This window comes from Streptomyces sp. NPDC034099 (assembly GCF_055575415.1).
Window position 1 is genome coordinate 56043 of sequence record NZ_JBVISR010000013.1, and the last position, 26183, is coordinate 82225.

A 26183-nucleotide genomic window follows, 5' to 3' on the forward strand; every position below is an offset into this window, starting at 1 on the left:
CGCGCGCTGATAGCCGTGAGGGATGCTGCACACGCCTCACCCCCCGACTCCGCGACCCCGCACCCGCTCCCGGCGCCGGCTCAGGGCCGCGGCGCTGCTCGCCTCCGCCGTCTCCGTCTGCCTGGTCGCCGCGAGCGCCCCGCCGACTCCGCTGGGTGTCGGCGACCGCCTCTTCCCGCATCTGGGCAACCCCGGCTACGACGTGACGGCGTACGACCTCTCCTTCACCTACACCGGCGACAACGGCAAGCCCCTGAAGGCCGTCACCACCATCGACGCCCGGACCACCGCCGACCTGGACCGGCTCAACCTCGACTTCGCCCACGGCAAGGTCGACTCCGTCGAGGTCGACGGCGAGCCCGCCGCCTTCGCCACCGCCGGTGAGGACCTGGTCGTGACGCCCGAGGACGCGCTCGACGAGGGCGAGCGGACGCGGATCACCGTGCGGCACAGCAGCGATCCCGTGTATTCCGAGGACCGCCAGGGCGGCTGGGTGCGCACCGCCGACGGCCTCGCCATGGCCAACCAGGCGGACGTCGCCCACCTGGTGTTCCCCTGCAACGACCACCCCTCCGACAAGGCACGGTTCACGTTCCACATCACCGCGCCCGACGGGCTCACGGCCGTCGCGAACGGCCTGCCGACGGGCGTGGACCGCACCGGCGGCTCGACCACCTGGACCTACCGCAGCGGGCACCCCATGGCCACCGAGCTGGCCCAGGTCTCCATCGGCCGCTCCACGGTGCTGCACCGCGCGGGGCCGCACGGACTGCCCGTCCGGAACGTCGTGCCGACGAAGCACCGCGCGGCGCTCGAACCGTGGCTGGAGAAGACCCCGGACCAGATCGCGTGGATGGAGCGGAAGGTCGGGCGCTACCCCTTCGAGACGTACGGCCTGCTCATGGCCGACGCCACCACCGGCTTCGAGCTCGAGACCCAGACGCTCTCCCTCTTCGAACGGGAGCTGTTCACCGAGCCCGCCTACCCCAAGTGGTACGTCGAGTCGATCATGGTGCACGAGCTGGCCCACCAGTGGTTCGGCAACAGCGTCAGCCCCGGCACCTGGTCCGACCTGTGGCTCAACGAGGGACACGCCACCTGGTACGAGGCGCTGTACGCCGAGGAGACCGCGGACAAGCCCATGGCGGCGCGCATGAAGGCCGCCTACGGGGCCTCCGACCGCTGGCGCACCGCGGGCGGACCGCCCGCCGCCCCCAAGCCGCCGAAGAACGGCAGCAAGACCGGGATCTTCCGCTCCAACGTGTACGACGGCGCCGCGCTCGTGCTCTACGCCCTGCGCCAGGAGATCGGCCGCACCGCCTTCGAAGGGCTCGAGCGCGCCTGGGTCGCCCGCAACCAGGACGGCACGGCGACGACCGCCGACTTCGTCCGGCTCGCCTCCGAGAGCTCCGGACGCGACCTGGGCGGCTTCTTCCAGGCCTGGCTGTACGGCGAGAAGACCCCGCCGATGCCCGGCCACCCGGACTGGAAGCAGACTCCGGCCGGGAAGGCGCCCGCCAAGGCTTCCGGGAAGGCACACGGGGAATAAGCCGGTGACGAGACGGCCCGTGCCGTGCGACCATCTTCGGGACGGCGCGGTACGGGCCCCGGGAATCTCCCCGGCGGCTCGCACGTTGTACACAGTGTCGCGGCGCATGTGCCGCGCCCACCGTTTCCCAGCTACGTAAGGATCCAATGACCTCCTCTTCTTCCCCCTCCCAGGACACCAAGCGTCTCGAGCAGACCTATCCCGAGGGCCTCCGGGCCGATGCCCTGATGGAAGAGGACGTCGCCTGGAACCACGGAAGCGACTCGCAGTGGGACGGTGAGCAGTTCGACCGCTCCGACCGCGCGGCCCTGCGCCGCGTGGCGGGCCTCTCCACCGAGCTCGAGGACGTCACCGAGGTCGAGTACCGCCAGCTCCGGCTGGAGCGGGTCGTCCTCGTCGGCGTCTGGACGTCGGGCACCGTGCAGGACGCGGAGAACTCGCTGGCCGAACTGGCCGCCCTCGCGGAGACGGCGGGCGCCCTCGTGCTCGACGGCGTCGTCCAGCGCCGCGACAAGCCCGACGCCGCCACCTACATCGGCTCCGGCAAGGCCGAGGAGCTGCGGGACGTCGTCCTCGACACCGGCGCGGACACCGTCATCTGCGACGGTGAGCTGAGCCCGGGGCAGCTGATCCACCTCGAGGACGTCGTCAAGGTCAAGGTCATCGACCGCACGGCGCTGATCCTGGACATCTTCGCCCAGCACGCCAAGTCCCGAGAGGGCAAGGCACAGGTCGCGCTCGCGCAGATGCAGTACATGCTGCCGAGGCTGCGCGGCTGGGGCCAGTCGCTGTCCCGGCAGATGGGCGGCGGCAAGGGCGGCGGCCTCGCCACCCGTGGTCCCGGTGAGACCAAGATCGAGACGGACCGGCGCCGGATCCGCGAGAAGATGGCGAAGATGCGCCGGGAGATCGCGGAGATGAAGACCGGCCGCGAGATCAAGCGCCAGGAGCGCAAGCGCCACAAGGTGCCCTCCGTCGCCATCGCGGGCTACACCAACGCGGGCAAGTCCTCGCTGCTCAACCGCCTCACCGGTGCGGGCGTGCTGGTGGAGAACGCGCTGTTCGCCACCCTCGATCCGACGGTGCGCCGCGCGGAGACGCCCAGCGGCCGTCTGTACACGCTGGCCGACACCGTCGGCTTCGTCCGGCACCTGCCGCACCACCTGGTCGAGGCGTTCCGCTCCACGATGGAGGAGGTCGGCGACTCCGACCTGATCCTGCACGTGGTCGACGGTTCGCACCCCGTCCCGGAGGAGCAGCTGGCCGCCGTGCGCGAGGTGATCAGGGACGTCGGCGCCACCGGCGTGCCCGAGATCGTCGTGATCAACAAGGCGGACATGGCCGACCCGCTGGTGCTCCAGCGGCTGCTGCGGGTCGAGAAGCGGTCCATCGCGGTCTCGGCGCGCACCGGCCGGAACATCGACCAGCTGCTCGCGCTGATCGACAACGAGCTGCCGCGTCCCTCGGTCGAGATCGAGGCGCTCGTGCCGTACACCCACGGCAAGCTGGTGGCCCGCGCGCACGACGAGGGCGAGGTGATCTCCGAGGAGCACACCCCGGAGGGCACCCTGCTCAAGGTGCGGGTCCACGAGGAACTGGCGGCGGAGTTCGCGCCGTACGTTCCGGCGCCGCTCGCCTGAGAACCGCGCGGCCGTACGAAAGGCCGACGACCGAGGGCCCGTCCCCTGCCGAGGCAGGAGGCGGGCCCTCGTCACGTGGTCACCTGCGGTTCACTGACCGCCGTACGTCTCGCTCATGTCCTGGTACATCGCCTCGGCCGACCGGCCCAGCTGCGGACCCGCCAGCCAGGTGTTCTCCAGCGGGCCGATCGAGGTGTTCGAGACCAGCTTGGTCTCCCCGTCCACCACCCGGAACCAGCCGCCGCCCGACGAACCGCCGGTCATGGTGCAGCCGATGCGGTACATGGTCGGCAGCGACGGGCTCAGCGAAAGACGGCCGGGCCGGTCGACGCACTTGAACATCTCCAGGCCGTTGTACGGCGGCGCCGCCGGGTAGCCCCAGGCACCCATGCTGGGCACCTCCGTCGCCGACGGGGCCGAGAAGTCCACCTCCAGCGCGGCGCCGACGGTCTCCTCCAGGGACTTGCCGCCCTGCTCCGGCTTCACGTGCAGCACCGAGTAGTCGTACGCGGCCCCGTCGCCGCCGCTCTCCGAGCCGCCCTTGATCCACTGGTCCGAGGTCGACGCCCAGTCGGCCCACCAGGTGCCGTACGGCGCCATCTCGGTGGTCGTCGCGTTCGCCAGCTCCGCCTCGGACTTGCCGTAGTCGTTGTACGACGGGACGAAGGCGATGTTGCGGTACCAGCCGCCGTTGCCGCCGGCGTGCACGCAGTGGCCCGCCGTCCACACCAGGTTGGACTTGCCCGGGTGGTTCACGTCCTTGACGACCGTGCCGGAGCAGACCATCGAGCCTTCGGGGGAGTCGAAGAAGACCTTGCCGACCGGGGCCGCGTTCTCGTGGTACGGCTTCTTCTCGGCCACGGCCTCGACGGGCGCCGGCTCCGGGTCGGTGGCGCCCTGGTCGGCGGCCGCGTCCTTGGTGACGGTCTTGTCGGCCTCCTTCGCGGACTTCATCCGGTCCGGCTTCCACAGGCCCTCGATCACCGGGTTGACGAAGTCCTTGGCCTCACTGAGCCACTTGTCCCTGTCCCAGTTCTTCCAGCCGCCGTCCTTCCACTGGTCGACGTCGATGCCGTGCTTCTTGAGCCGGTCCGCGAGGCCGGCGGGCAGACCGCCCTCGCCACCACCGGGGTCACCCGCGTCGGCGGCCTGGGAGGTGCCGCCGCCGGGCTTGGCGTCGGCCTCGTCCTCCTCCGAACCGCAGGCGGTAGCGGTGAGCGCGAGCGCGGCGACCAGACCGGCTGCGGCGAGTGCGGTGCGCCGTCCGCGCCGTGGCGCGGCGGACACAGGTGTGGAACGCATGGTGGGACAACCCCCGTTGAAACGTATGAATGTCAGATGAAGCGCAGGAACGGTTGAATGCCTGGATGCCTGGATGTCCGCCGCCGGGATCGGCGTGGTGCTCGACGCCCGATCACTGGCCGGTGAACTTCCCGCTCACCGCGTCGAACACGCCCTTGGCCTCCTTGCCCAGGCGCGGACCGGCCAGCCAGCCGGCCGTCACCGGACCGATCGAGGTGTTGGAGACCAGCGCGGGCTTGCCGTCGGAACCGGTCGCGACCCAGCCGCCGCCGGACGAGCCGCCGGTCATGGTGCAGCCGATGCGGTACATCGTCGGGTCGGAGGCGTTGATCGACAGCCGTCCGGGCTTGTCCTGGCACTGGTACAGCTTCTGGCCGTCGTACGGCGGCGCGGCCGGGTAGCCGATCGCCTTCATGCTCTCGACCTCCGGCACGGCGGGCGCGTCGAAGTCCACCGGCAGCGCGGAGCCGACCGTCTCCTCCAGCGACTTGCCGCCGCTGCCCTTCTCCGGCGTCACATGGATCACGGCGAAGTCGTACGAGGCGCCGTCACCGCCGGTCGCACCGCCCTGCTCGATCCACTGGTCCGAGGTCTGCGCCCAGTCGCCCCACCAGACACCGTAGGGAGCGATCTCCTCCTTGGTGGCGGTCTGCAGTTCCTCGACCGACATGTCCGCGTCGTTGTACGACGGGACGAAGGCGATGTTGCGGTACCAGCCGCCGCTCTTGCCGGCGTGCACGCAGTGACCGGCCGTCCACACCATGTTGGACTTGCCCGGGTGGGCCGGGTCCTTCACGACCGTCGCCGAGCACACCATCGAACCCTTGGGGGAGTCGAAGAGGAGCTTGCCGGCCGTGGCGGCGTTGTCGTGGTACTTGGCCGGTACGGCCTCCGCCTCGACGGGCGCGGGCTCCGGGTCGGTGACACCCTGGTCACCGGAGATGTCGTTCTCGTCGACCTCCTGGTCCGGCTCCTCCGCGTCCCGCATCCGGTCCGGATCCCACAGGCCCTCGATGATCGGGTTGACGAAGTCCTGCGCCTCGCGCAGCCAGTCGTCCTTGTTCCAGTTCTTCCAGGCGCCGTTCTTCCAGTCGTCGACGTCGATCCCGTGTTCTTTGAGCTTGTCCTTGACGTGCTCCGGGATCCGGATCCCGCCGTTGCCGTCGTCCGCGGCGGACGCGGAGGCCGAGGCGTCGCCGGCCGCCTCGGGGTCGCCGTCCTCGCACGCCGTGGCGGTGAGCGCGAGCGCCGAGACGAGCGCCACGGCGGCGGCCGCGGAGGAGGTTCCGCGCCGCCCGCGCCTGTTCCCGCGCGTGCTGAACGACGGCCGTATGGATCGCATGGTGTTGACTCCCCCTGCTGTGAACGAACGTGGTGCCGCGGTCGAACCGCCGAGCGACGGCGACCGGGAACGGCACCACACACTATGCGGTGGCTGTGGGGGAGTTCCGACGGAACGGCAACGGTTCGGATACAGCCGCCTGACCAGGCACGCGCCGCCCGCCGGTGCGGAGGGCCGGGCCGCGGAGCCGGAGCGGACCGTCGAATCCCCGCCCCGGCAACGATCTTCGGACAGACCGTAACCCCGTGCACGGTCCTCGGTTGTAGCGGCGGGGGCCTGCTGTCCGGACGCGGTCCCCCCTGCCGGGAGCGCCCGGCACGTCGCCGCGCGTCCGGACGGCGGGAGGTCGACAAGCCGTGGTGGGATCCCCGTACGGGAACTGCGCGTCCGGAGGCGGGAACGCCGGGCCGGTCGTGACGTGGAAACCCGCGGGCGGGACGCCCGCGCGGGCGCACGCCGGGCACGAGGGGACTGCGCGGGAGCGCGCCGAGCGGAGCGGCGCTTCGAGGCGTCAATCGGCGCGTGAACCGGCCGCGCGCACCTACGCGCGCGCCCTCCCGGTCGTACCCGTCCGGGCCCGGGGACTCACCATCGAGGCCGCCGACGGCCGCCGTTACCTGGACTGCGTCTCCGGTGCGGGCGCCCTGGCCCTCGGCCACAACCACCCCGTCGTCCTGGAGGCGATCCGCACGGTCCTCGACTCGGGCGCCCCCTTGCACGTCATGGACCTCACCACTCCGGTCGAGGACGCCTTCGTCGGCGAACTGCTGCGCACCCTGCCGCCGGGACTCGCCGGCCGCGCGCGTGTGCGGTTCTGCGGCCCGACCGGCACGGACCCGGTCGCCACCGCCGTCGCGCTGGTCCGCGCCGCCACCGGACGGACCCGGGTGATCACACTCGCCGACGCCCACGAGCCGGATTTCGACGACGGCGAGCCGGGACAGGCGCCGCCCGCCGGGCTCCTCCTGGAGCCGGTCCGGAGCGACGCCGGGGTGCTTCCGGCGCCGGACGCCCTGGTACGACGCCTGCGCGCCCGCGCGACGGAACGCGCCGTCCCGCTCATCCTCGACGAGACCGAGACGGGTGTCGGGCGGACCGGTGCCTACTGGGCGTTCGAGCACAGCGGAGTCACGCCCGACGTGCTGATCCTCGCCAAGGCGATCGGCGGCAGCCTGCCGCTGGCCGTGGTGGTCCACCGCGACGACCTGGACGACCCGAACCGGCCCGGTGGGCCCGCGGCCGGCGCCTTCCGCGGCAACCAGCTCGCCCTGGCCGCGGGCGCCGCCACCCTCGCCCACGTCCGCGAACACCGGCTCGCCGAGCACGCCGCCGCGCTGGGCGGCCGGATGCTGACCGGACTGCGCGACCTGGCCGAGGAGTTCGCGTGCGTGGGCGACGTGCGCGGGCGGGGCCTGATGGCCGGTCTCGAACTGGTGGCGCCGGACGGCGCGCCCGACAGCCCCGCGCGCGGCCCCCGCTCCGGTGCCGCCCGCTTCGGTGCGGCCGCCGAACTCGCCGCCGCCGTCCGCCGGGAGTGCCTGCGCCGCGGGCTGATCGTGGACGTCACGGGGCCGCACGCGAACGTCGTCCGGCTGTTGCCGCCGCTCATCGTCACCCAGGGGCAGATGTCGGCCGTCCTGGACCGACTCGCCGACGCCGTACGCGCGGTGGACCGCGACCGCCCCGGCGGCGCTGCTCCGTTACGCGGGGAGCGCGCCCCGAGATGAGACCCGCCCCAGGACACGGCCCGCCAGGAGGACCCGCGTTGCACTCCGACTCCGCCCCCGAACCGCCCCCCGCGTCCGCCTCCGCACCCGGGGCCCCGGCCGCTCCGGGGCCTGTCGCCTCCGGGCACGGAGCCCTCCCCGGGCCGCGGTCCGCACCGCTCGCTTCTTGTCCCGCCGCCGACCCCTTGGACCACCTCGATCCTCACGCCGCCGCCCAGGCCGCGGGCACCGAGAACCTGATCCGCTGCTGGGCCCGCGAGGCCGACGTGTCCGCCCCCGACGACGGCGTCCTCCACGTGCCGCTCCCGGCCTCCGGCACGGCCCTCGTCGTTCCCGTGCACTACTGGTCCCCGACCGGTCGGCACCGCTTCGGCCCTCCGCGGCTGACGGGCGCCCCCGACGCGGCGCCGCCCGTGGACGCGGTCACGCTCGCCGCGCTGCTCGTGCGCGAGACGGCCGGTGCCCCGGGGGCCGACGGTCCCGACCTCGTCGCGCGCGTCGCCGACTCCGTCCGCCGCACCGCCGTATTCCTCCGGCATCGTGCGGAACGGCCCGTGGACGCTCCCGGCGTCCGCCGCGACACTCCGGGAGCGCGGAGCGACGGATCCTCCCCTGACCGTGGTGACTCCGACCTCTTCCTCGCGGCCGAGCAGGCGCTCCTCCTCGGGCACCCGCTGCATCCCACCCCGAAGAGCCGTGAGGGCCTCACCGAGGCCGAGGCACACCGGTACTCACCGGAACTGCGCGGTTCCTTCCCCCTGCACTGGCTGGCCGTCGCCCCCTCCGTGCTCGCCACCGACTCGGCCTGGACCGAGCGCGGCCGGCCGGTCACCGCTCCCGCGCTCACCGCACGCCTCGCCGCGGACGGTCCCACACCGGCGGACGGCCCGGCATCGCCGGACGGGTTCGCCCTCCTGCCGCTGCACCCCTGGCAGTTCCGCGCGGTGCTGCACCGGCCGGACGTCGCCACACTCATGGACACCGGACTGGTCAGGGACCTCGGCGTCCGGGGCCCGGCATGGCACCCCACGTCCTCCGTGCGCACCGTCCACCGCAGCGGTGCCCCCGCCATGCTCAAGCTCTCGCTGGCCCTGCACATCACCAACTCCCGGCGGGAGAACCTCCGCAAGGAGCTGCACCGCGGCGTCGAGGTCCACCGACTGCTGCGCCGCGGCCTGTCGCGCGAGTGGCGCGCGGCCCACCCGGACTTCGACATCGTCCGCGACCCGGCCTGGCTCGCGGTCGACGGACCGGACGGCACGCCCGTGCGGGGCCTCGACGTCGTCGTCCGGCACAACCCCTTCCGGCCCTCGGACGACGTCTGCTGCGTGGCCTCCCTGGTCGCGCCGCAGCCGCGCACCCGCGCGGAGGACGAGTCCCCGGGGCACCACGGGTTCGGGAACGGAGTGTCCGGCACCGCCGCGCGCACCCGGCTGGCCGAGGTCGTCACCCGGCTCGCCGGACGGACCGGCCGCCCGCGCGGAGCCGTCGCCGTCGAGTGGTTCCTGCGCTACCTCCACCAGGTCGTACGTCCCGTCCTGTGGCTGGACGCCCGCGCGGGCATCGCCCTGGAGGCCCACCAGCAGAACACGCTCGTCCTGCTGGACGCCGACGGCTGGCCCGCGGGCGGCCGCTACCGCGACAACCAGGGCTACTACTTCCGCGAGTCCCGGCGCGCGGAACTCGACGCCCGGCTGCCCGGGATCGGAGCACACAGCGACACCTTCGTGGCCGACGCCGTCACCGACGAGCGCTTCGCCTACTACCTCGCCGTCAACAACGTGTTCGGTCTGATCGGCGCCTTCGGTTCCGAGCGTCTCGCCGGGGAGGGAACACTGCTGGCCGCCTTCCGCCGCTTCCTCGGCGAACTGGCCTCGGGCCCCTCCGCACCGGGCGGTCCGCTCCCCGCACACCTCCTCGACTCGCCGGTGCTGCGCTGCAAGGCGAACCTGCTGACCCGGCTGCACGGCCTCGACGAACTCGTCGGCCCGGTGGACACCCAGTCCCTCTACGTCACCATCGCCAACCCCCTGCACGCCTGAACGGGCCGCCGTCCCGAAGGAGCGACACTGTGAATCCCACCGACGCGAGCGCCGACGACACCCTGGACCTGCACCTGCCCGAGGAGTTCCTCGCCCTGTTCCGCACCGCGGGGGACGACGCCACCGGGGGCCGGCTCGCGGAGGCGACGGCACGCGCGCGTGAGGACCTCCTCGACGGCCTCGCCGACTGGGGGCCGCGCGACACCTCCGCGGGCGTCTTCCACCTGGTGCCCGTCGACGTCGAACGGGATGTCGCGCTCGTCGCCCGCTGGATGAACGACCCCGCCGTCGCCGCGTACTGGGAGCTGGCCGGCCCGCAGAGCGTTACCGCCGACCACCTGCGGGCCCAGCTGGCCGGAGACGGACGCAGCGTCCCGTGCCTCGGGACGCTGGACGGCGTGCCGATGAGCTACTGGGAGATCTACCGGGCCGACCTCGATCCGCTGGCCCGGTACTGCCCGGTCCGGCCGCACGACACCGGCGTCCATCTGCTGATCGGCGAGGACGCCGACCGCGGGCAGGGCCTCGGGACCGAGCTGATCAGGACCGTCGCCGACCTCGTCCTCGCGGGGCGCCCGGCCTGTACGCGGGTGCTCGCCGAACCCGACCTCCGCAACCGGTCGTCCGTCGCGGCGTTCCTCGGCGCCGGGTTCCGGCTGGTGGCCGAGGTGGACCTGCCCGCCAAGCGCGCCGCCCTGATGATCCGGGAGCGGGCGGCGCGGGAGGCTCCGTGACCCGCCGCGCCCGCTGCCTGCACCGTCCCAACCGCCTCCGCCGTCCCGCTGACTCCGCTGTCCCAACCGCCTCCGCCGCGCCCGCCGTCCCGGTCGCCCCTCCCGTCCCCTCTCGCCGGTCAGCCGCCCAGGAGCCACCCTTGCCCCGCCTGTCCTCGCGATCACTCACGCCCCTCGCACCCGCCTTGCCGACCCGTTTGTCAGTCCCGGGCCGTAGGGTGGTCGCGCTATGACGAAGCCCTCACTCCCCGAACTCCTGCACGCCGCCGTCACCGCCGTCGGCGGCACGGAGCGTCCCGGCCAGGTGGCCATGGCCGAAGCCGTCGAGGAAGCCATCGACGGCGGCTCCCATCTGCTGGTCCAGGCCGGCACCGGCACCGGAAAGTCGCTGGGCTACCTGGTGCCCGCCCTGGCGCACGGGGAGAGGGTGGTCGTGGCCACGGCCACCCTGGCCCTGCAGCGCCAACTGGTCGAGCGGGACCTGCCCCGCACGGTCGACGCGCTCCACCCGCAGCTGCGCCGCCGCCCGGAGTTCGCGATGCTCAAGGGCCGGTCGAACTACCTGTGCCTGCACCGGCTGCACGAGGGGGTGCCGCAGGACGAGGAGGACGGCCTCTTCGACCAGTTCGAGGCCGCCGCCCCCACCAGCAAACTGGGCCAGGACCTGCTGCGGATGCGCGACTGGGCGGACGAGACCGAGACCGGCGACCGCGACGACCTGACGCCCGGCGTCTCCGACCGCGCCTGGGCGCAGGTGTCGGTGTCCTCCCGGGAGTGCCTGGGCGCCTCGAAGTGCGCCTACGGCGCCGAGTGCTTCGCCGAGACGGCCCGTGAGCGTGCCAAGCTCTCCGACGTCGTCGTCACCAACCACGCGCTGCTCGCGATCGACGCCATCGAGGGCGCGCCCGTCCTGCCGCAGCACGAGGTGCTGATCGTCGACGAGGCGCACGAGCTGGTCTCCCGGGTCACCGGCGTCGCCACCGGCGAGCTGACCCCCGGCCAGGTCAACCGTGCGGTGCGCCGTGCCGCGAAGCTGGTCAACGAGAAGGCCGCCGACCAGCTCCAGACCGCCGCCGAGGGCTTCGAGCGGCTGATGGAGCTGGCACTGCCGGGCCGCATCGAGGAGATCCCGGAGGACCTGGGCTACGCCCTCATGGCGCTGCGCGACGCCTGCCGTACGGTCATCTCGGCCATCGGGACCACCCGGGACAAGTCCGTGCAGGACGAGGACGCGGTCCGCAAGCAGGCGCTGGCCTCCGTGGAGTCCGTGCACGACGTCGCGGAGCGGATCACCAACGGCTCCGAGTGGGACGTCGTCTGGTACGAGCGGCACGACCGGTTCGGTGCCTCGCTGCGGGTGGCTCCGATGTCCGTCTCGGGGCTGCTGCGGGAGAAGCTCTTCACCGACCGCTCGGTCGTCCTGACCTCCGCGACCCTGAAGCTGGGCGGCGATTTCAACGGCGTCGGGGCGTCCCTGGGCCTCGCCCCCGAGGGCACCGAGGGTGATGACGTGCCCCAGTGGAAGGGCGTCGACGTGGGTTCGCCCTTCGACTACCGCAAGCAGGGCATCCTCTACGTCGCCAAGCATCTGGCCCGCCCCGCCCGGGACGGCGACCGCGGCGACATGCTCGACGAGCTGACCGAGCTGATCCAGGCGGCGGGCGGCCGCACACTGGGCCTGTTCTCCTCGATGCGCGCGGCCCAGCTGGCCGCCGAGGAGCTGCGCTCGCGGATTCCCGAGTACCCGATCCTTCTCCAGGGCGAGGAGACCCTCGGCGAGCTGATCAAGAACTTCGCCGCCGACCCGCGGACCTGCCTCTTCGGCACCCTGTCACTGTGGCAGGGCGTCGACGTGCCCGGTCCGAGCTGCCAGTTGGTCGTCATGGACAAGATCCCGTTCCCGCGTCCGGACGACCCCCTGATGAGCGCCCGCCAGAAGGCGGTGGAGGAGGCCGGGGGCAACGGCTTCATGGCGGTCGCCGCCACTCACGCCGCGCTGCTGATGGCCCAGGGCGCGGGTCGGCTGGTCCGTGCGACGGGCGACCGCGGAGTGGTCGCCGTACTGGACCAGCGGCTGGCGACGGCCCGGTACGGCAGCTATCTGAAGGCGTCCCTGCCCGACTTCTGGTTCACCACGGACCGCAACCAGGTCCGCAAGTCACTCGCCGCGATCGACGCGAAGGCCAGGCAGACCGAGGGCGCGGAGCCGACCGAGGGCGCCGAGCAGGTCGAGGGCGACTGAGCGCGGCCCGCGCACCGGGCCGCGGTCTCCCCGGCACCGCCCGTCCCCGGACAGCGCTGGGCCCCGGAACCGGCGCAGAGGTCCCGGGGCCCGGTCGGGTCGGCGGGGCGCTGTCGCGCGTACCCGCCCGCCGTGGCGCTCAGACGCGGCGCAGTACGGCCACCACCTTGCCGAGGATGGTCGCGTCGTCACCGGGGATCGGCTCGTACGCCGAGTTGTGCGGGAGGAGCCAGACGTGGCCGTCCTCGCGCTTGAAGCGCTTCACGGTGGCCTCGCCGTCCAGCATGGCCGCCACGATGTCGCCGTTCTCGGCGACCGGCTGGCGGCGGACCGTGACCCAGTCGCCGTCGCAGATCGCGGCCTCGATCATCGAGTCGCCGACGACCTTCAGGACGAACAGCTCACCGTCGCCGACCAGCTGCCGGGGGAGCGGGAAGACGTCCTCGACGGACTCCTCGGCCAGGATCGGACCACCGGCGGCGATACGGCCCACCAGCGGGACGTACGAGGCGGCCGGCTTGCCGGCGGTGTCCGTGGGCTGCACCGAGGCGGCCTGGTCGGAGCCGCGCACCTCGTAGGCGCGCGGACGGTGCGGGTCCCGGCGCAGGAAGCCCTTGCGCTCCAGTGCCATCAGCTGGTGCGCCACCGACGAGGTGCTGGAAAGGCCGACGGCCTGGCCGATCTCCCGCATCGACGGCGGGTACCCGCGTCGCTGCACGGAGTCGCGGATGACCTCGATCACCCTGCGTTGGCGGTCGGTGAGTCCCGAGCTGTCCGCCCGGATGCCGGGAGGTCGCCCCGGCAGGGAGCGCTTGTGCCCCTCGGGATTCGCGGCGTCGCTCATCGCGTGCACCGGCTCAGGTCGGCCCTGGGGGCGGTCCTGGGCAGTGATGGTGGCACTGTCGGCGGTGGTGGTCACGTCGGCCCCTCTCGATGGTCTCCCTGCTGCACAACGGTAGTAGCTTTCGAAAGGTTGCGCCAAACACACGTTCGAGTGAAAAAACGCGAATCGCTCGCCCGTATTGCAAGTCTGGGTGTATGGCTACCGTGGCGCCTGACGGACAAAAGGGCTCATTGCTGTACTCTTCACCGCCGTGGTGACAACCTCGGGGATGTCGCTCCAGTCTGCCATCCGGCATCCCGTTCGACGGGGCGGGTCTCCCATCTGTTGCGGTAGTCCCACGTCCCCTCCCCGCGGCGCCCACGGTATCTCCGCATGCCTCCGAGCGGTACGGCCGCGGCAAGGCCCTGCGAGGCGCGGTGCGGCCCGGGGGTCGCGCACGCAGAGGCGCGACACGCGTGCAGGGCGTGTATGTATGGGCCAATCCCCACATCTAGTGGTTGGATAGCGCGAGCAGCCCACAAGTTGTGGTCCCCCGGGTCTTCGAGCCCGCCGCGATCGCCTATGCTGGGGGCTGCTTCGAGGGGCTGAAGGGTCCTTCGAGGCCGTTGAGTCTGCTGTGAGGAGGGTTCGGAGTCCATGCACTGCCCCTTCTGCAGGCACCCCGACAGCCGTGTCGTCGACAGTCGTACGACCGACGACGGCACGTCGATCCGCAGGCGCCGCCAGTGCCCTGACTGCTCCCGTCGGTTCACGACCGTGGAGACGTGCTCGCTCATGGTGGTGAAGCGGTCCGGGGTCACCGAACCGTTCAGCCGCACCAAGGTGATCAACGGTGTGCGCAAGGCCTGTCAGGGCCGGCCCGTCACCGAGGACGCGCTCGCCCAGCTCGGCCAGCGGGTCGAGGAGGCGGTGCGGGCCACCGGAAGCGCCGAGCTGACCACCCACGACGTGGGGCTGGCCATCCTCGGACCGTTGCAGGAGCTCGACCTCGTCGCCTATCTGCGATTCGCCTCCGTCTATCGGGCGTTCGACTCGCTCGAGGACTTCGAGGCCGCGATCGCGGAACTGAGGGAGACGACGGGGCACCCCGGCGAGGACGACGACACCGGCGCGGGGAGCCAGGAGAACGACCGCGGGCCCACGGGGGCAGGACAGGTCCCCGAGCCCGCAGGCGCCGCCGACTGATCGGCGGGCCGGACCCGGACTTCGGCGCCCGGGACCGGCCGGACGGCGGCGAGTGAACAAGACCTGTTGCGGGCGGAGCCAGCGATGTCCGCAACACCAGACAGAACACCGTGCCCACGGGAACAATCGGGGCACTTCAGGGCGTTTTCGCCCGTACAGGGAGGCGGCATGACAGAGACGGCGAGCGGTCCGGCACGGAGTTCCCGCGCCAAGGCCACCAAGGCGGGCAAGGGACTCCGCGTCGAGCGCGTCCACACCACTCCCGGCGTCCACCCCTACGACGAGGTGGCGTGGGAGCGTCGTGACGTCGTCATGACCAACTGGCGCGACGGCTCGGTCAACTTCGAGCAGCGGGGCGTCGAGTTCCCCGAGTTCTGGTCGGTGAACGCGGTCAACATCGTCACCAGCAAGTACTTCCGGGGCGCCGTGGGCACCCCGCAGCGCGAGGTGAGCCTGAAGCAGCTCATCGACCGCATCGTGAAGACGTACCGGAAGGCCGGTGAGGACAACAAGTACTTCGCCTCGCCCGCCGACGCCGAGATCTTCGAGCACGAGCTGGCCTACGCCCTCCTGCACCAGATCTTCAGCTTCAACAGCCCGGTGTGGTTCAACGTCGGCACGCCCCAGCCGCAGCAGGTCTCCGCCTGCTTCATCCTGTCCGTCGACGACTCCATGGAGTCGATCCTCGACTGGTACAAGGAAGAGGGCATGATCTTCAAGGGCGGCTCCGGCGCCGGCCTGAACCTCTCCCGGATCCGCTCCTCCAAGGAACTGCTCTCCTCCGGCGGCAACGCCTCGGGACCGGTCTCCTTCATGCGCGGTGCCGACGCCTCCGCCGGCACCATCAAGTCCGGCGGCGCCACCCGCCGCGCGGCCAAGATGGTCATCCTCGACGTCGACCACCCCGACATCGAGGACTTCATCCAGACCAAGGTGAAGGAAGAGGAGAAGATCCGCGCCCTGCGCGACGCGGGCTTCGACATGGACCTGGGCGGCGACGACATCACGTCCGTCCAGTACCAGAACGCCAACAACTCGGTCCGGGTGAACGACACGTTCATGAAGGCCGTGCAGGACGGCGGCAAGTTCGGCCTGACGTCCCGCATGACCGGCGAGGTCATCGAGGAGGTCGACGCCAAGGCGCTCTTCCGCAAGATGGCCGAGGCCGCCTGGGCCTGCGCCGACCCCGGCATCCAGTACGACGACACCATCAACGCCTGGCACACCTGCCCGGAGTCCGGCCGTATCAACGGCTCGAACCCGTGCAGCGAGTACATGCACCTGGACAACACGTCCTGCAACCTCGCCTCGCTGAACCTGATGAAGTTCCTGAAGGACGACGGCAAGGGCAACCAGTCCTTCGACGCCGAGCGCTTCTCCAAGGTCGTCGAGCTCGTCATCACGGCGATGGACATCTCCATCTGCTTCGCGGACTTCCCGACCCAGAAGATCGGCGAGAACACCCGCGCCTTCCGCCAGCTCGGCATCGGCTACGCCAACCTCGGCGCCCTGCTGATGGCGACCGGCCACGCCTACGACTCCGACGGCGGCCGCGCCCTGGCCGGCGCCATCACCTCGCTGATGACCGGCACGTCGTACCGGCGCTCCGCCGAGCTCGCCGCGATCGTCGGCCCGTACGACGGCTACGCCCGCAACGCGAAGCCGCACCTCAGGGTCATGAAGCAGCACTCCGACGAGAACGCCAAGGCCGTCCGCATGGACGACCTCGACACGCCTATCTGGGCCGCCGCCACCGAGGCCTGGCAGGACGTGCTGCGCCTCGGCGAGAAGAACGGCTTCCGCAACTCCCAGGCCTCCGTCATCGCCCCGACCGGCACCATCGGTCTCGCGATGTCCTGCGACACCACCGGCCTTGAGCCCGACCTCGCGCTGGTCAAGTTCAAGAAGCTGGTCGGCGGCGGCTCGATGCAGATCGTCAACGGCACCGTCCCGCAGGCCCTGCGCCGCCTGGGCTACCAGGAGGAGCAGATCGAGGCGATCGTCGCCCACATCGCCGAGAACGGCAACGTGATCGACGCGCCCGGTCTCGCGCACGAGCACTACGAGGTGTTCGACTGCGCGATGGGCGAGCGCTCCATCTCCGCGATGGGCCACGTCCGCATGATGGCCGCCATCCAGCCCTGGATCTCCGGCGCCCTCTCCAAGACGGTCAACCTGCCGGAGTCGGCGACCGTCGAGGACGTCGAGGAGGTCTACTTCGAGGCCTGGAAGATGGGCGTCAAGGCGCTCGCCATCTACCGCGACAACTGCAAGGTCGGCCAGCCCCTCTCCGCCAAGACCAAGTCGGTCAAGGACACGGAGAAGGCGGAGATCACGGAGAAGACCGAGGCGGCCATCCGCGAGACGGTCGAGAAGGTCGTCGAGTACCGCCCGGTCCGCAAGCGCCTCCCGAAGGGACGTCCCGGCATCACCACGTCCTTCACCGTCGGTGGCGCCGAGGGCTACATGACCGCCAACTCCTACCCGGACGACGGTCTCGGCGAGGTCTTCCTCAAGATGTCCAAGCAGGGTTCGACCCTCGCGGGCATGATGGACGCCTTCTCCATCGCGGTCTCCGTCGGCCTCCAGTACGGCGTGCCGCTGGAGACGTACGTCTCGAAGTTCACCAACATGCGCTTCGAGCCGGCCGGCATGACGGACGACCCGGACGTGCGGATGGCGCAGTCGATCGTCGACTACATCTTCCGCCGCCTGGCGCTGGACTTCCTGCCCTTCGAGACGCGCTCCGCGCTCGGCATCCACTCCGCCGAGGAGCGTCAGCGCCACCTGGAGACCGGTTCGTACGAGCCGTCCGACGACGAGGTGGACGTCGAGGGCCTGGCCCAGTCGGCGCCGCGCGCCCAGGAACTGAAGGCCGTCGCCACGCCGAAGGCCGAGGCCGAGGCCGCCAAGCCCGCTCCGCAGCAGGCGCACACCAGCGCCGAACTGGTGGAGATGCAGCTGGGCATCCAGGCCGACGCCCCGCTGTGCTTCTCCTGCGGCACGAAGATGCAGCGCGCCGGATCCTGCTACATCTGCGAGGGGTGCGGCTCGACCAGCGGTTGCAGCTGATTCGAGGGATGACCGACCCGAGGGGTTACTGACCTGAGGGGTCACTGACCTGCACGTTCAGGAGGGGACCGGCCACCGGCCGGTCCCCTTCGGCGTCTGCCTGCGAGGTGCCTGCGCCCGCCTCCGGCACACGATCCACGCGTGAGCGATGACTTCGGGCGCCGGCTCGGGTCTGCCCCTGCGACACACCCGACCTACGACATCTTCCGGGGCTGCGATGACAACCGTCAGCGTCAATGGGATCACCTTGGGCGTCGAGTCGTTCGGTGCCGACGAGGCGCCACTCGTCCTGCTCGTCGGCGGGACGACGATGCTCTCGTGGCCCGACGCACTCTGCGAGCGCCTCGCCGCCGGCGGGCGCCGGGTCGTGCGCTACGACCTGCGCGACAGCGGAGAGTCGACCACGGCGGACCCGGAGGCGCCCGCCTACACCCTGCGCGACCTCGCCGCCGACGCGGCGGCCCTTCCCGACGCGCTCGGCGCCGGGCCCGCGCACCTCGCCGGGATCGGCGTCGGGGGGATGGTCGCCCAGGTGGCCGTGCTCGACCACCCGGGTGCGTTCTCGGCGCTCACCCTGGCCGGCACCCGCGCGGTCGCGCCCGGCCCGCCCGACGACGACCTCCCCGACCACGACCGGGCGACGATGAACCGACTGTTCGCCACGCCGATGCCCGACTGGACCCACCGCGAGGCGGTGGCCGACTTCGCCGCCACCGGCGCGAAGATCCTCGGCGACGACCCCGTCACCGCGCGCGCGACCGCCGCCCGCATCTGGGACCGCACGCCCGGCACCGCTGTCCCGGTCCAGCTGGCCAACCAGATGGGCACGGTGTTCTCCCGGCTCGACTGCGCACCCCGTTGGCGTGAGCGCCTGCCGGAGATCGAGATCCCCACGCTCGTCGTCCACGGTCGCCGCGACCCGTTCTTCCCCGTCGGCAACGGCGAGGCCATCGCGCGCGAGATTCCCGGGGCGCGGCTGCTCGTCCTCGAGGAGGCCGCCACCGCCCTTCCGGAGGCGGCGGTCGGCGAGGTCGCCGAGGCGATGCTTGCGCTCGGACGCGGGACCGGATGGGCCGCGCCAGGACGGAATCCGAGCGGACGAGGGGACGCGTGAGGGCATGTGCAAGGGGCGCTCGCCAAGGCGAATGCCCCTTACTCGTGCCCCGGGCCGCCGTCAGGGCCGCCGTGCCACGCCCATCACCCGGGTGAACGTCGCGGGGTCTCCCTCGAAGCCGTGCACACCGGGTCGGAACTCCCAGGCCCCCGTCCCGTCCCGGACGAACTCGGCGACCGTCGCCGCGGTGGCGCCCGGAACGGCGGCGAAGTCCTCCGCGGCCAGGTCCGTGTAACCCTCACGGATGCGCAGGCCCGGGTTGGTCACGTGGCCGAAGGTCCGGTCCTCGGTGTGCTGCTGTATGGCGACGCCCACCACCACGCGCGCGTACCGGGCGTCCAGCCGCTCCAGCTCCAGCGTCATGACCTCGTCGAAACCGAAGCCCTTGCCGTCCTTGCTGTCCCGGTTGAGATAGATCGTGCCGTCCGGTGAGCGACTGTCGAAGTGCACGACGTAGGCGGGGGCGCCGTACGGATCGTCCACCGGATAGGTCCCGGCGACGAGATCCAGGTCGGTGGCCGGCTCGCCCGCCGGACTCGGGTCCCACCGCAGCGCGACCTCGACCTTGCCCAAGCCTTTGCTGAGGCCGTTCACAGACTTCCCCTTCCCAGGTCCCCCGCCCTGCCCGGCCCCTCTGAACTGCCGGACGATGACGGCCGCTTGTCCATCCTGCCACGCACCGGGACGAGCGCGCGGGCAAGCGCTCCTCCTCGGAGCGACCGGTGCAGTGTTCCTGGCCTTACCATGGCGCGGTGCTGGTCAAGTGGATTCGCTGCACCGTGGTGGACCGCCGCGGTTTCGAGCGGGGGCAGCGGAAGTGGGCGGGGCTTCCGGGGGAGCCGGGTTTTCGGGGGCAGGGGGGTGGCTGGAGCCGGGGGCGGCCGGACGTGGCGCACGTCTTCGCCTTCTGGGAGAGCCGTGCCTTCTACGACTCCTTCATGGCCCGTTCCCACGACAGGCTGGCCTCCGCGCAGGTGGGCACCTTCAAGGACGCCCAGGTCAGGCTCTTCGACTACCGGTTCGACGTGAAGACCGGGTTCGAACCGCGCTTCACCGACGCCGATCTGCTGCGGGTGGCGCTGTGCCGGGTCCACGAGGAACGGGCCGAGCACTACGTCCTCATGCAGGAGAAGGTCTGGAATCCGGCGATGGCCGGCTCGCCCGGCATGATCCGCGGCCTGTTCGGCGAGGCCCCGGGGGACGGGTACAACGAGTACCTCGTGCTGTCCATGTGGCTGTCGGCCGCCGAACACGGAAAGTACCGCACCGAGCGAGTCGAGCGGCTGGCCCTGCGCGCCCAGACGGAGGCCGACATCGCGGCGCTGACGGGCGACATCGTGCAACTGGAACCCTCCTGGACCGTTTGAGATCCGGACCCACGCCGACTCGACCAGGTGTGGAAACTGTGTGACGTACGCCGTACGGGGCCCGTACGAGTGCCTGGTTCCGGCCGTCTCGATCTAGGGTTCTGGCATGGCACGACCACGGCGCATCGTTCTTGTCCGGCACGGCGAGTCGATCGGCAACGTCGATGACACCGTGTACGAGCGCGAACCGGACCACGCGCTCGCCCTCACCGATCGGGGCCGGGCGCAGGCCGAGGAGACCGGCAAGGGGCTGCGCGAGGTGTTCGGCCGCGAGCGGATCAGCGTGTACGTCTCCCCGTACCGCCGCACCCATGAGACCCTCCGCGCCTTCCACCTCGACCCGGAGCTCATACGGATACGTGAGGAGCCCCGGCTGCGCGAGCAGGACTGGGGCAACTGGCAGGACCGCGACGACGTGCGCCTGCAGAAGGCCTACCGCGACGCCTACGGGCACTTCTTCTACCGCTTCGCCCAGGGCGAGTCCGGTGCCGACGTGTACGACCGGGTCGGCGGCTTCCTGGAGAGCCTGTTCCGCAGCTTCGAGGACCCCGACCACCCGCCGAACGTGCTGCTGGTGACGCACGGGCTCGCCATGCGGCTGTTCTGCATGAGGTGGTTCCACTGGACGGTCGCGGAGTTCGAGTCGCTGTCCAACCCGGGGAACGCCGAGATGCGGATGCTCGTTCTCGGTCAGGACGGCAAGTACCGCCTTGACCGGCCCTTCGAACGCTGGCGAGATCCGGAACCGTACGGGATCACCGGATAGAGTGGCAGGGCGATGACCGCTCATTCTTCTCCTGACGGGCGCCTGGACCGGGCCCTGTCCAGCCTGCGCGGACTGTCGGTGGGGGACGCGCTGGGCTCACAGTTCTTCGTTCCCGCGAACTATCCGCTGCTGGGGCGCCGCGAGCTGCCGCCCGGCACCTGGCAGTGGACGGACGACACGGAGATGGCGTGTTCCGTGGTCTCCGTCCTGGCCGCCCACCACCGCATCGACCAGGACGCGCTGGCCCTCTCCTTCGCCCGGCACCACGACTTCGACCGGGGGTACGGTCCCGCGGTCAACCGCCTGCTGCGGCTGGTCCGGGAAGGCGGCGACTGGCGCGAACTCGCCGCGGCGCTGTTCAACGGGCAGGGCTCCTGGGGCAACGGCGCCGCCATGCGCATCGCGCCGCTCGGTGCCTGGTACGCGGACGACCCGGAACAGGCGACCCACCAGGCGGAGATCTCGGCCTATCCGACGCACCAGCACCGTGAGGCGGTGGTCGGCGCCATGGCCGTCGCGGCGGCCGCGGCGCTGGCCGCCGATCCGGCCGGCCCGCCCTCCGCGCACGCGCTCCTCGACGGTGTGGTCGCGCTGGTGCCGAAGAGCGCGGTGGGCGCCGGACTGCGACGCGCCCGGGACATGCTCGACTACGGCGACGCGACCACCGTGGCGGCGGTCCTGGGCTGTGGCCGGCGTACGACCGCGCATGACACGGTCCCCTTCGCCCTCTGGTCAGCGGCCCGCGCCCTCGGTGAGTACGAGACCGGGTTCTGGACGACCGCCCAGGTCGGCGGAGACGTGGACACGACCTGCGCCATCGTGGGCGGAGTGATCGCGGCCGGGACGGCCGGGGCGCCCCCGGCCGCGTGGGCGGGGCGGGTAGAGGCGCTGCCCGCCTGGCTGGCGACCACCGCCTGACCGGCCCGCCGTGGAAACTCTCCGTGCGCGAGGGGAACTCTGTGTAACCGTCGGCACGTTGTCATGACAACCGCTGCCCGAGGTGTGGCCCGGGCGGGTCCGGAAGGTCATGGGGGTGTGGGTCGTGGAGGCGCTGCCGGTGTTTGTCGCGCTGTTCGTCGCACTGTCCTTCGTGCTGCCGGCCGCCCTGCCGAGATGTGTTCGGGCGACCGCGAGCCGGCGGGGCGGGCCCGGGCGGACGTGCGGGACGCCCACCGGTGGACCCCGCCCGGGGCGGGGCCCCACGGGGTCAGCCCATACCCGGCCCGGCCGTGCCGGACAGGGCCTCCAGGTCGCTCTTGCGCACCCGGATCACCAGCCAGGCCGTGGCCAGCGCGAGCACGGCCATGGCTGCGGCCGGGACGAAGGCGGCCGAGATGCCCTGTGCGAGCACGTCGTGCGACCAGGGCGCGGGCAGCTGGTGGGTCTGGGCGAACTCCGCCTTCTGCTCCGGCGAACCGTTGGTGAGGAAGTCCGGCACCTGTTTCTCCGCCTCGTCCCTGCTGGCCGTGCCGAAGACCGTCGTCAGGATGGCGAGACCGATCGATCCGCCCACCTGCTGCATCGCGTTGAGCAGACCCGACGCCGCACCCGCCTCGTGCTGGGCGACCCCGGAGACCGCCGTCAGCGTCAGCGTCACGAAGTTCAGCCCCATGCCGAAGCCGAAGATCAGCATCGGTCCCAGGATCCCGCCGACATACGAGCTGTCGGAGCTGATGAGGGCCTGCCAGCCGAGCCCGAGCGCGGCGAGCGCCGAACCCGCGATCATGAACGGCTTGGGGCCGAAGACGGGCAGGAAGCGCTGCGACAGACCCGCGCCGAGCGCGATCACGACCGTGACCGGCAGGAAGGCCAGACCGGCCTCGATGGGGGTGTAGCCGAGCACGTTCTGCACGAACAGCACGATGTAGAAGAACATGCCGAACATCGCCGCGGCCAGGCTCAGCATGATCAGGTACGTGCCGGAGCGGTTGCGGTCGGCGAACATCTTCAGCGGCGTGATCGGTTCCTTGGCCCGCTGCTCGATGAGGACGAAGGCCAGCAGCAGGACCGCGGCGGCCGCGAAGGAGCCGATGGTCAGGTTGTCCCGCCAGCCCTCGTCGGCAGCCCGGATGAAGCCGTAGACGAGAGACGCCATACCCGCCGTCGAGGTCACCGCCCCGGCTATGTCGAAGCGGCCGGAGTGCCGTTCGGACTCGCTGATGTAGAGCGGCGCCAGCACGGCGATCAGCACACCGATCGGCACGTTGACGAAGAGCACCCAGCGCCAGTCGAGCCACTCGGTGAGCATGCCGCCCGCCAGCAGGCCGATGGCGCCGCCGCCTGCGGAGACGGCGGCGAAGACGCCGAAGGCCCGGTTGCGTTCCGGCCCCTCTGGGAAGGTGGTGGTGATAAGGGCCAGCGACGTGGGCGACGCGATCGCGCCTCCCATGCCCTGCAGGACGCGCGCCGCGAGAAGCTGCCAGGGTTCCTGGGCGAAGCCGCCGAGCAGCGAGGCGAAGGTGAAGAGCAGGATGCCGGTCATGAAGACCCGGCGCCTGCCGAGGATGTCACCGGCTCGGCCGCCGAGCAGGAGCAGGCCGCCGAAGGTGAGCGTGTAGGCGCTGACGACCCAGGTGAGGTCGGTGGTGCTGAAATCGAGCGCGTTCTGGATGTGCGGGAGCGCGATGTTCACAATCGTCGCGTCGAGTACGACCATGAGTTGGCAGGCCGCGATGACGGCGAGTGCGATGCCGGGATGCCCCTCCCGGCGGGCCGCTCCCGGCTTCTGGTCTTTGATCAGAGAAGAGGTTGTCACTATGTGTCCCCCACGATGACTTAGTGAACGCTCGCGTTCACTGTTGCTTCAACGTTAGTGACCCGGAGACAGTGAACGCAACCGTTCACTTGCCGTGTCGTCGCGCGTCCGGTCCCCCGTCGCGGCCGCGCGAGGCGTGCTTCATCCCCGAATACCCGTTTTCACCGCTTTCTGGAGACCTCCGACATGGTTCCTTCGCACTGGGCGGCCGCCTCCGCCCAGACGCCCTCCCGTCGGCGTGGCGCGGTCCTGGAGCGCGCGATCCTCGAGGCCGCGCTGGATCAACTCGGCACCGTCGGCTGGAACGGCCTGACGATGGAGGGGGTGGCCGCCGGCGCACAGACCGGCAAGGCGGCCGTCTACCGGCGCTGGCCGTCCAAGGAGGACCTCGTCGCGGATGCGCTGCTGTCCGGGCTGCCGGACTTCGACACCGTGCCCGACCTCGGAAGCGTGCGCGAGGATCTGCTGGAGCTCTGCCGCAGGGCGCGCGACGCGATGTACAGCCGCCCCGGATTCGCTCTGCGTTCTGTGATTCACGAATGCGACACCATGCAGGCGGAGCGCTTCCACGCCGTGATCATCAAGGGGGTGGTCGAGCCGACCCTCAAGATGCTCCGTGAGGTCATCAACCGCGGAATGGAGCGGGGAGAGGTCCGGCGTGACGCGGCCAACGGATACGTCTTCGACGCCATCCCGGCGATGATGATGTATCGCTCGAAAATTTGTGCAAGTGAATGGACGGACCGCGAGCTGGAGGAAATGATCGACCAGTTGATGGTCCCGCTGTTGCGGCCCGACGGCCCCTGACCCCGGTCGGCGAGGAGGCCGGTCCCGATCGGGCAACCGGGGTGTCGCCCGGCGATCGCAGCGGCGTACGCTAGGTGCGCCATGCCGTACGAACCACCTACTCACACCGTCGAGCGCTCTCTTCGCGCCACGACCGGAGCGAAGATCATTGCCGGCGTCGACGAGGTGGGGCGCGGCGCGTGGGCCGGCCCGGTCACCGTCTGTGCGGCGATCACCGGACTGCGCCGACCCCCGGTCGGCCTGACCGACTCCAAACTGCTCACCATCAAGCGACGCACCGCACTCGCCGTGGAGTTGCGGACCTGGGTCACGTCCTACGCCCTGGGGCACGCCTCTCCGGAGGAGATCGACGCGCTGGGCATGACCGCAGCGCTGCGCCTGGCGGCGGTGCGTGCCCTGGAGACCCTGCCGGTCCGTCCCGACGCCGTCATCCTCGACGGCAAGCACGACTACCTCGGCGCCCCGTGGCGGGTTCGTACGGTGATCAAGGGCGATCAGTCCTGCGTCGCCGTCGCGGCGGCCTCGGTGCTCGCCAAGGTCCAGCGCGACAAAATGATGGCCGAACTGGGTGTCGACCATGCAGACTTCGGTTTTGCGGACAACGCCGGGTATCCGTCGCCCGTGCACAAGGCCGCACTGGCGGAGCGGGGCCCCACCCCGCACCACCGGTTGTCGTGGGCGTATCTTGATGCGCTGCCCCAGTGGCGGCACCTCAAGAAGGTCCGCAGTTGGGTGGACGGAAGCGTTCCGGAAATCGAGGGTCAGCTCGGATTCGATTTCTGACGGTTCCGCTCGCAGGCATGTGCCACCCGCCGACGCGAGCCGCACCAACGTTTGATAGATATCAGCTCATGCCTCTCATTCCCGAGGAGCCTCAGATTCCCGAGATGGCCCAGGGTCCCCGCGCCACTCCGGCCAGTGGCCGCACCGCGCAGACCCCCCGCCCCGTACCCGGCCCCCGTCCCGCGGCTCCGCCGCGCCCCGGCCGTCCCGGCCCGGTGCGGCCGGCACCGCCGGCGCAACGCGCGTCGCGCGACACGGCCGTGGCCCAACCCGGACCCTCGGGTCCGGCCAGCCCGGCGGCCCCGCAGATCCAGTTGATCCCGGCCACGCCGGACGGCGCGCTCGACGCCGCCGAAGAGGCCGTGGACCTGCTGCTGGACTCGGGCCGTACCCCCGGCGACGTGCTGGTGATCACCACGGGCGAAGCCCACCCGTGGGCCGCCCACGAACTGTCCTTCGGCGATGCCGCCTACTGGGCGCAGCACGACGCGGGCGACGACGTCTTCTACGCCGACGCCGCCGTCGCGGACCGTGCCGCGTCGCGGGCCGTGGTCGTGGTCGCGCTCAACGGCGGCCCCGAGGCCGCCGCTGTCACCGCCCTGACCGTGGCCCACTCGCGGGCCGGCGCCCTGCTGATCGTCTGCGGTGACCCGCAGCGGATCAACTCGGTGCTGGGCGCGGGCGTCTGACTCCGTTCCGCCGAGTGCGGCGGACGCCGGTGTGTCCCCGAGGCGTGTCCGGAGCCCCCCCCCGCACGGAGGCGGTTTCGGTGTGCCCGGGTACGCCGGCGACATCCGGCGCCGTAGCGGACCGGGCCCGACGCGGGAGACGGTGCGTGCGCCCGCCGTAAGGACTCGGGCGAGGTGCGGCGGTACGGGCGCTGCCGGGCCCGGCAGGCGGGGCCGATGGGCC

Annotated in this window: 20 protein-coding genes; 15 read left to right on the forward strand and 5 right to left on the reverse strand. The window is 71.5% G+C overall.

From position 1 onward, the window contains the following. Positions 1 to 22 precede the first annotated feature (22 nt). Positions 23 to 1549 (forward strand): M1 family metallopeptidase, encoded by a 1527-nt coding sequence (locus tag ACZ56V_RS31100; RefSeq protein ID WP_468946918.1) that lies wholly within the window; start codon positions 23 to 25, stop codon positions 1547 to 1549. 146 nt (positions 1550 to 1695) lie between these two features. Next, positions 1696 to 3189 (forward strand): GTPase HflX, encoded by a 1494-nt coding sequence (hflX, locus tag ACZ56V_RS31105; RefSeq protein ID WP_356362689.1) that lies wholly within the window; start codon positions 1696 to 1698, stop codon positions 3187 to 3189. Between the two features lie 90 nt (positions 3190 to 3279). On the opposite strand, the gene ACZ56V_RS31110 is transcribed toward hflX, so the two are convergent. Together ACZ56V_RS31110 and ACZ56V_RS31115 are read right to left on the reverse strand one after the other, a co-directional pair. Beyond that, positions 3280 to 4491 carry a trypsin-like serine peptidase gene (locus ACZ56V_RS31110; protein ID WP_468946921.1) on the reverse strand — a complete coding sequence of 404 codons (1212 nt, stop codon included), beginning with the start codon at positions 4489 to 4491 and terminating at the stop codon, positions 3280 to 3282. Positions 4492 to 4603: 112 nt separating this feature from the next. Further along, positions 4604 to 5833, reverse strand: coding sequence for a trypsin-like serine peptidase (locus ACZ56V_RS31115; protein ID WP_398915209.1), 1230 nt, complete (start codon positions 5831 to 5833; stop codon positions 4604 to 4606). A gap of 413 nt (positions 5834 to 6246) precedes the next feature. On the opposite strand from ACZ56V_RS31115, the gene ACZ56V_RS31120 reads away from it, so the two are divergent. The 4 genes from ACZ56V_RS31120 (at position 6247) to ACZ56V_RS31135 (ending at position 12578) form a co-directional block, all read left to right on the forward strand. Further along, complete coding sequence (locus ACZ56V_RS31120; protein WP_398915207.1) at positions 6247 to 7560, forward strand: aminotransferase class III-fold pyridoxal phosphate-dependent enzyme; 1314 nt, start codon at positions 6247 to 6249, stop codon at positions 7558 to 7560. Beyond that, entirely contained in the window at positions 7557 to 9602 is a 2046-nt protein-coding gene (locus ACZ56V_RS31125) for an IucA/IucC family protein (RefSeq protein WP_468946925.1), read from the forward strand. Before ACZ56V_RS31120 ends, ACZ56V_RS31125 begins: the two co-directional genes overlap by 4 nt. Before the next feature lie 29 nt (positions 9603 to 9631). Then, positions 9632 to 10336 (forward strand): GNAT family N-acetyltransferase, encoded by a 705-nt coding sequence (locus ACZ56V_RS31130; RefSeq protein WP_468946927.1) that lies wholly within the window; start codon positions 9632 to 9634, stop codon positions 10334 to 10336. A 229-nt stretch (positions 10337 to 10565) separates the two neighbouring features. After that, on the forward strand, positions 10566 to 12578 hold the full coding sequence (locus tag ACZ56V_RS31135; protein ID WP_467383426.1) for an ATP-dependent DNA helicase: 2013 nt from the start codon (positions 10566 to 10568) through the stop codon (positions 12576 to 12578). A 139-nt stretch (positions 12579 to 12717) separates the two neighbouring features. Here ACZ56V_RS31135 and lexA read toward each other — a convergent pair whose 3' ends face one another. Continuing rightward, a complete protein-coding gene (lexA, locus tag ACZ56V_RS31140) occupies positions 12718 to 13497 on the reverse strand; it encodes a transcriptional repressor LexA (protein WP_127895100.1) in 780 nt (259 codons plus the stop codon). 561 nt (positions 13498 to 14058) lie between these two features. Here lexA and nrdR point away from each other — a divergent pair. The 3 genes from nrdR to ACZ56V_RS31155 all read left to right on the forward strand — a co-directional run bounded on the left by nrdR (position 14059) and on the right by ACZ56V_RS31155 (position 18793). Then, positions 14059 to 14607, forward strand: a complete 549-nt coding sequence (gene nrdR / locus ACZ56V_RS31145) for a transcriptional regulator NrdR (RefSeq protein ID WP_125628514.1) — start codon at positions 14059 to 14061, stop codon at positions 14605 to 14607. Between the two features lie 168 nt (positions 14608 to 14775). Continuing rightward, the gene (locus ACZ56V_RS31150) at positions 14776 to 17679 is read left to right on the forward strand and encodes a vitamin B12-dependent ribonucleotide reductase (RefSeq protein WP_398915199.1); all 2904 of its coding nucleotides are present in this window, start codon (positions 14776 to 14778) and stop codon (positions 17677 to 17679) included. A 217-nt stretch (positions 17680 to 17896) separates the two neighbouring features. Further along, the gene (locus ACZ56V_RS31155; protein WP_467383422.1) at positions 17897 to 18793 is read left to right on the forward strand and encodes an alpha/beta fold hydrolase; all 897 of its coding nucleotides are present in this window, start codon (positions 17897 to 17899) and stop codon (positions 18791 to 18793) included. 60 nt (positions 18794 to 18853) lie between these two features. Here the strand turns inward: ACZ56V_RS31155 and ACZ56V_RS31160 are convergent, their stop codons facing one another. Continuing rightward, entirely contained in the window at positions 18854 to 19387 is a 534-nt protein-coding gene (locus tag ACZ56V_RS31160) for a TerD family protein (protein ID WP_468946933.1), read from the reverse strand. Positions 19388 to 19545: 158 nt separating this feature from the next. Here ACZ56V_RS31160 and ACZ56V_RS31165 point away from each other — a divergent pair, with 158 nt between their 5' ends. The 3 genes from ACZ56V_RS31165 (at position 19546) to ACZ56V_RS31175 (ending at position 21844) form a co-directional block, all read left to right on the forward strand. Then, entirely contained in the window at positions 19546 to 20160 is a 615-nt protein-coding gene (locus tag ACZ56V_RS31165) for a YdbC family protein (protein ID WP_104631078.1), read from the forward strand. A gap of 106 nt (positions 20161 to 20266) precedes the next feature. Next, a complete protein-coding gene (locus ACZ56V_RS31170) occupies positions 20267 to 20926 on the forward strand; it encodes a histidine phosphatase family protein (RefSeq protein WP_398915192.1) in 660 nt (219 codons plus the stop codon). Positions 20927 to 20938: 12 nt separating this feature from the next. After that, complete coding sequence (locus ACZ56V_RS31175) at positions 20939 to 21844, forward strand: ADP-ribosylglycohydrolase family protein (RefSeq protein WP_398915190.1); 906 nt, start codon at positions 20939 to 20941, stop codon at positions 21842 to 21844. 289 nt (positions 21845 to 22133) lie between these two features. On the opposite strand, the gene ACZ56V_RS31180 is transcribed toward ACZ56V_RS31175, so the two are convergent. Continuing rightward, positions 22134 to 23681, reverse strand: a complete 1548-nt coding sequence (locus ACZ56V_RS31180; RefSeq protein WP_398915188.1) for an MFS transporter — start codon at positions 23679 to 23681, stop codon at positions 22134 to 22136. Between the two features lie 186 nt (positions 23682 to 23867). Between ACZ56V_RS31180 and ACZ56V_RS31185 the strand changes: the two genes are divergently transcribed. The 3 genes from ACZ56V_RS31185 to ACZ56V_RS31195 all read left to right on the forward strand — a co-directional run bounded on the left by ACZ56V_RS31185 (position 23868) and on the right by ACZ56V_RS31195 (position 25960). Then, positions 23868 to 24488, forward strand: coding sequence for a TetR/AcrR family transcriptional regulator (locus ACZ56V_RS31185; RefSeq protein ID WP_356362720.1), 621 nt, complete (start codon positions 23868 to 23870; stop codon positions 24486 to 24488). A gap of 81 nt (positions 24489 to 24569) precedes the next feature. Continuing rightward, on the forward strand, positions 24570 to 25271 hold the full coding sequence (locus ACZ56V_RS31190) for a ribonuclease HII (RefSeq protein WP_356362722.1): 702 nt from the start codon (positions 24570 to 24572) through the stop codon (positions 25269 to 25271). A gap of 68 nt (positions 25272 to 25339) precedes the next feature. Continuing rightward, the gene (locus ACZ56V_RS31195) at positions 25340 to 25960 is read left to right on the forward strand and encodes a hypothetical protein (protein WP_398915186.1); all 621 of its coding nucleotides are present in this window, start codon (positions 25340 to 25342) and stop codon (positions 25958 to 25960) included. Positions 25961 to 26183: the final 223 nt, after the last annotated feature.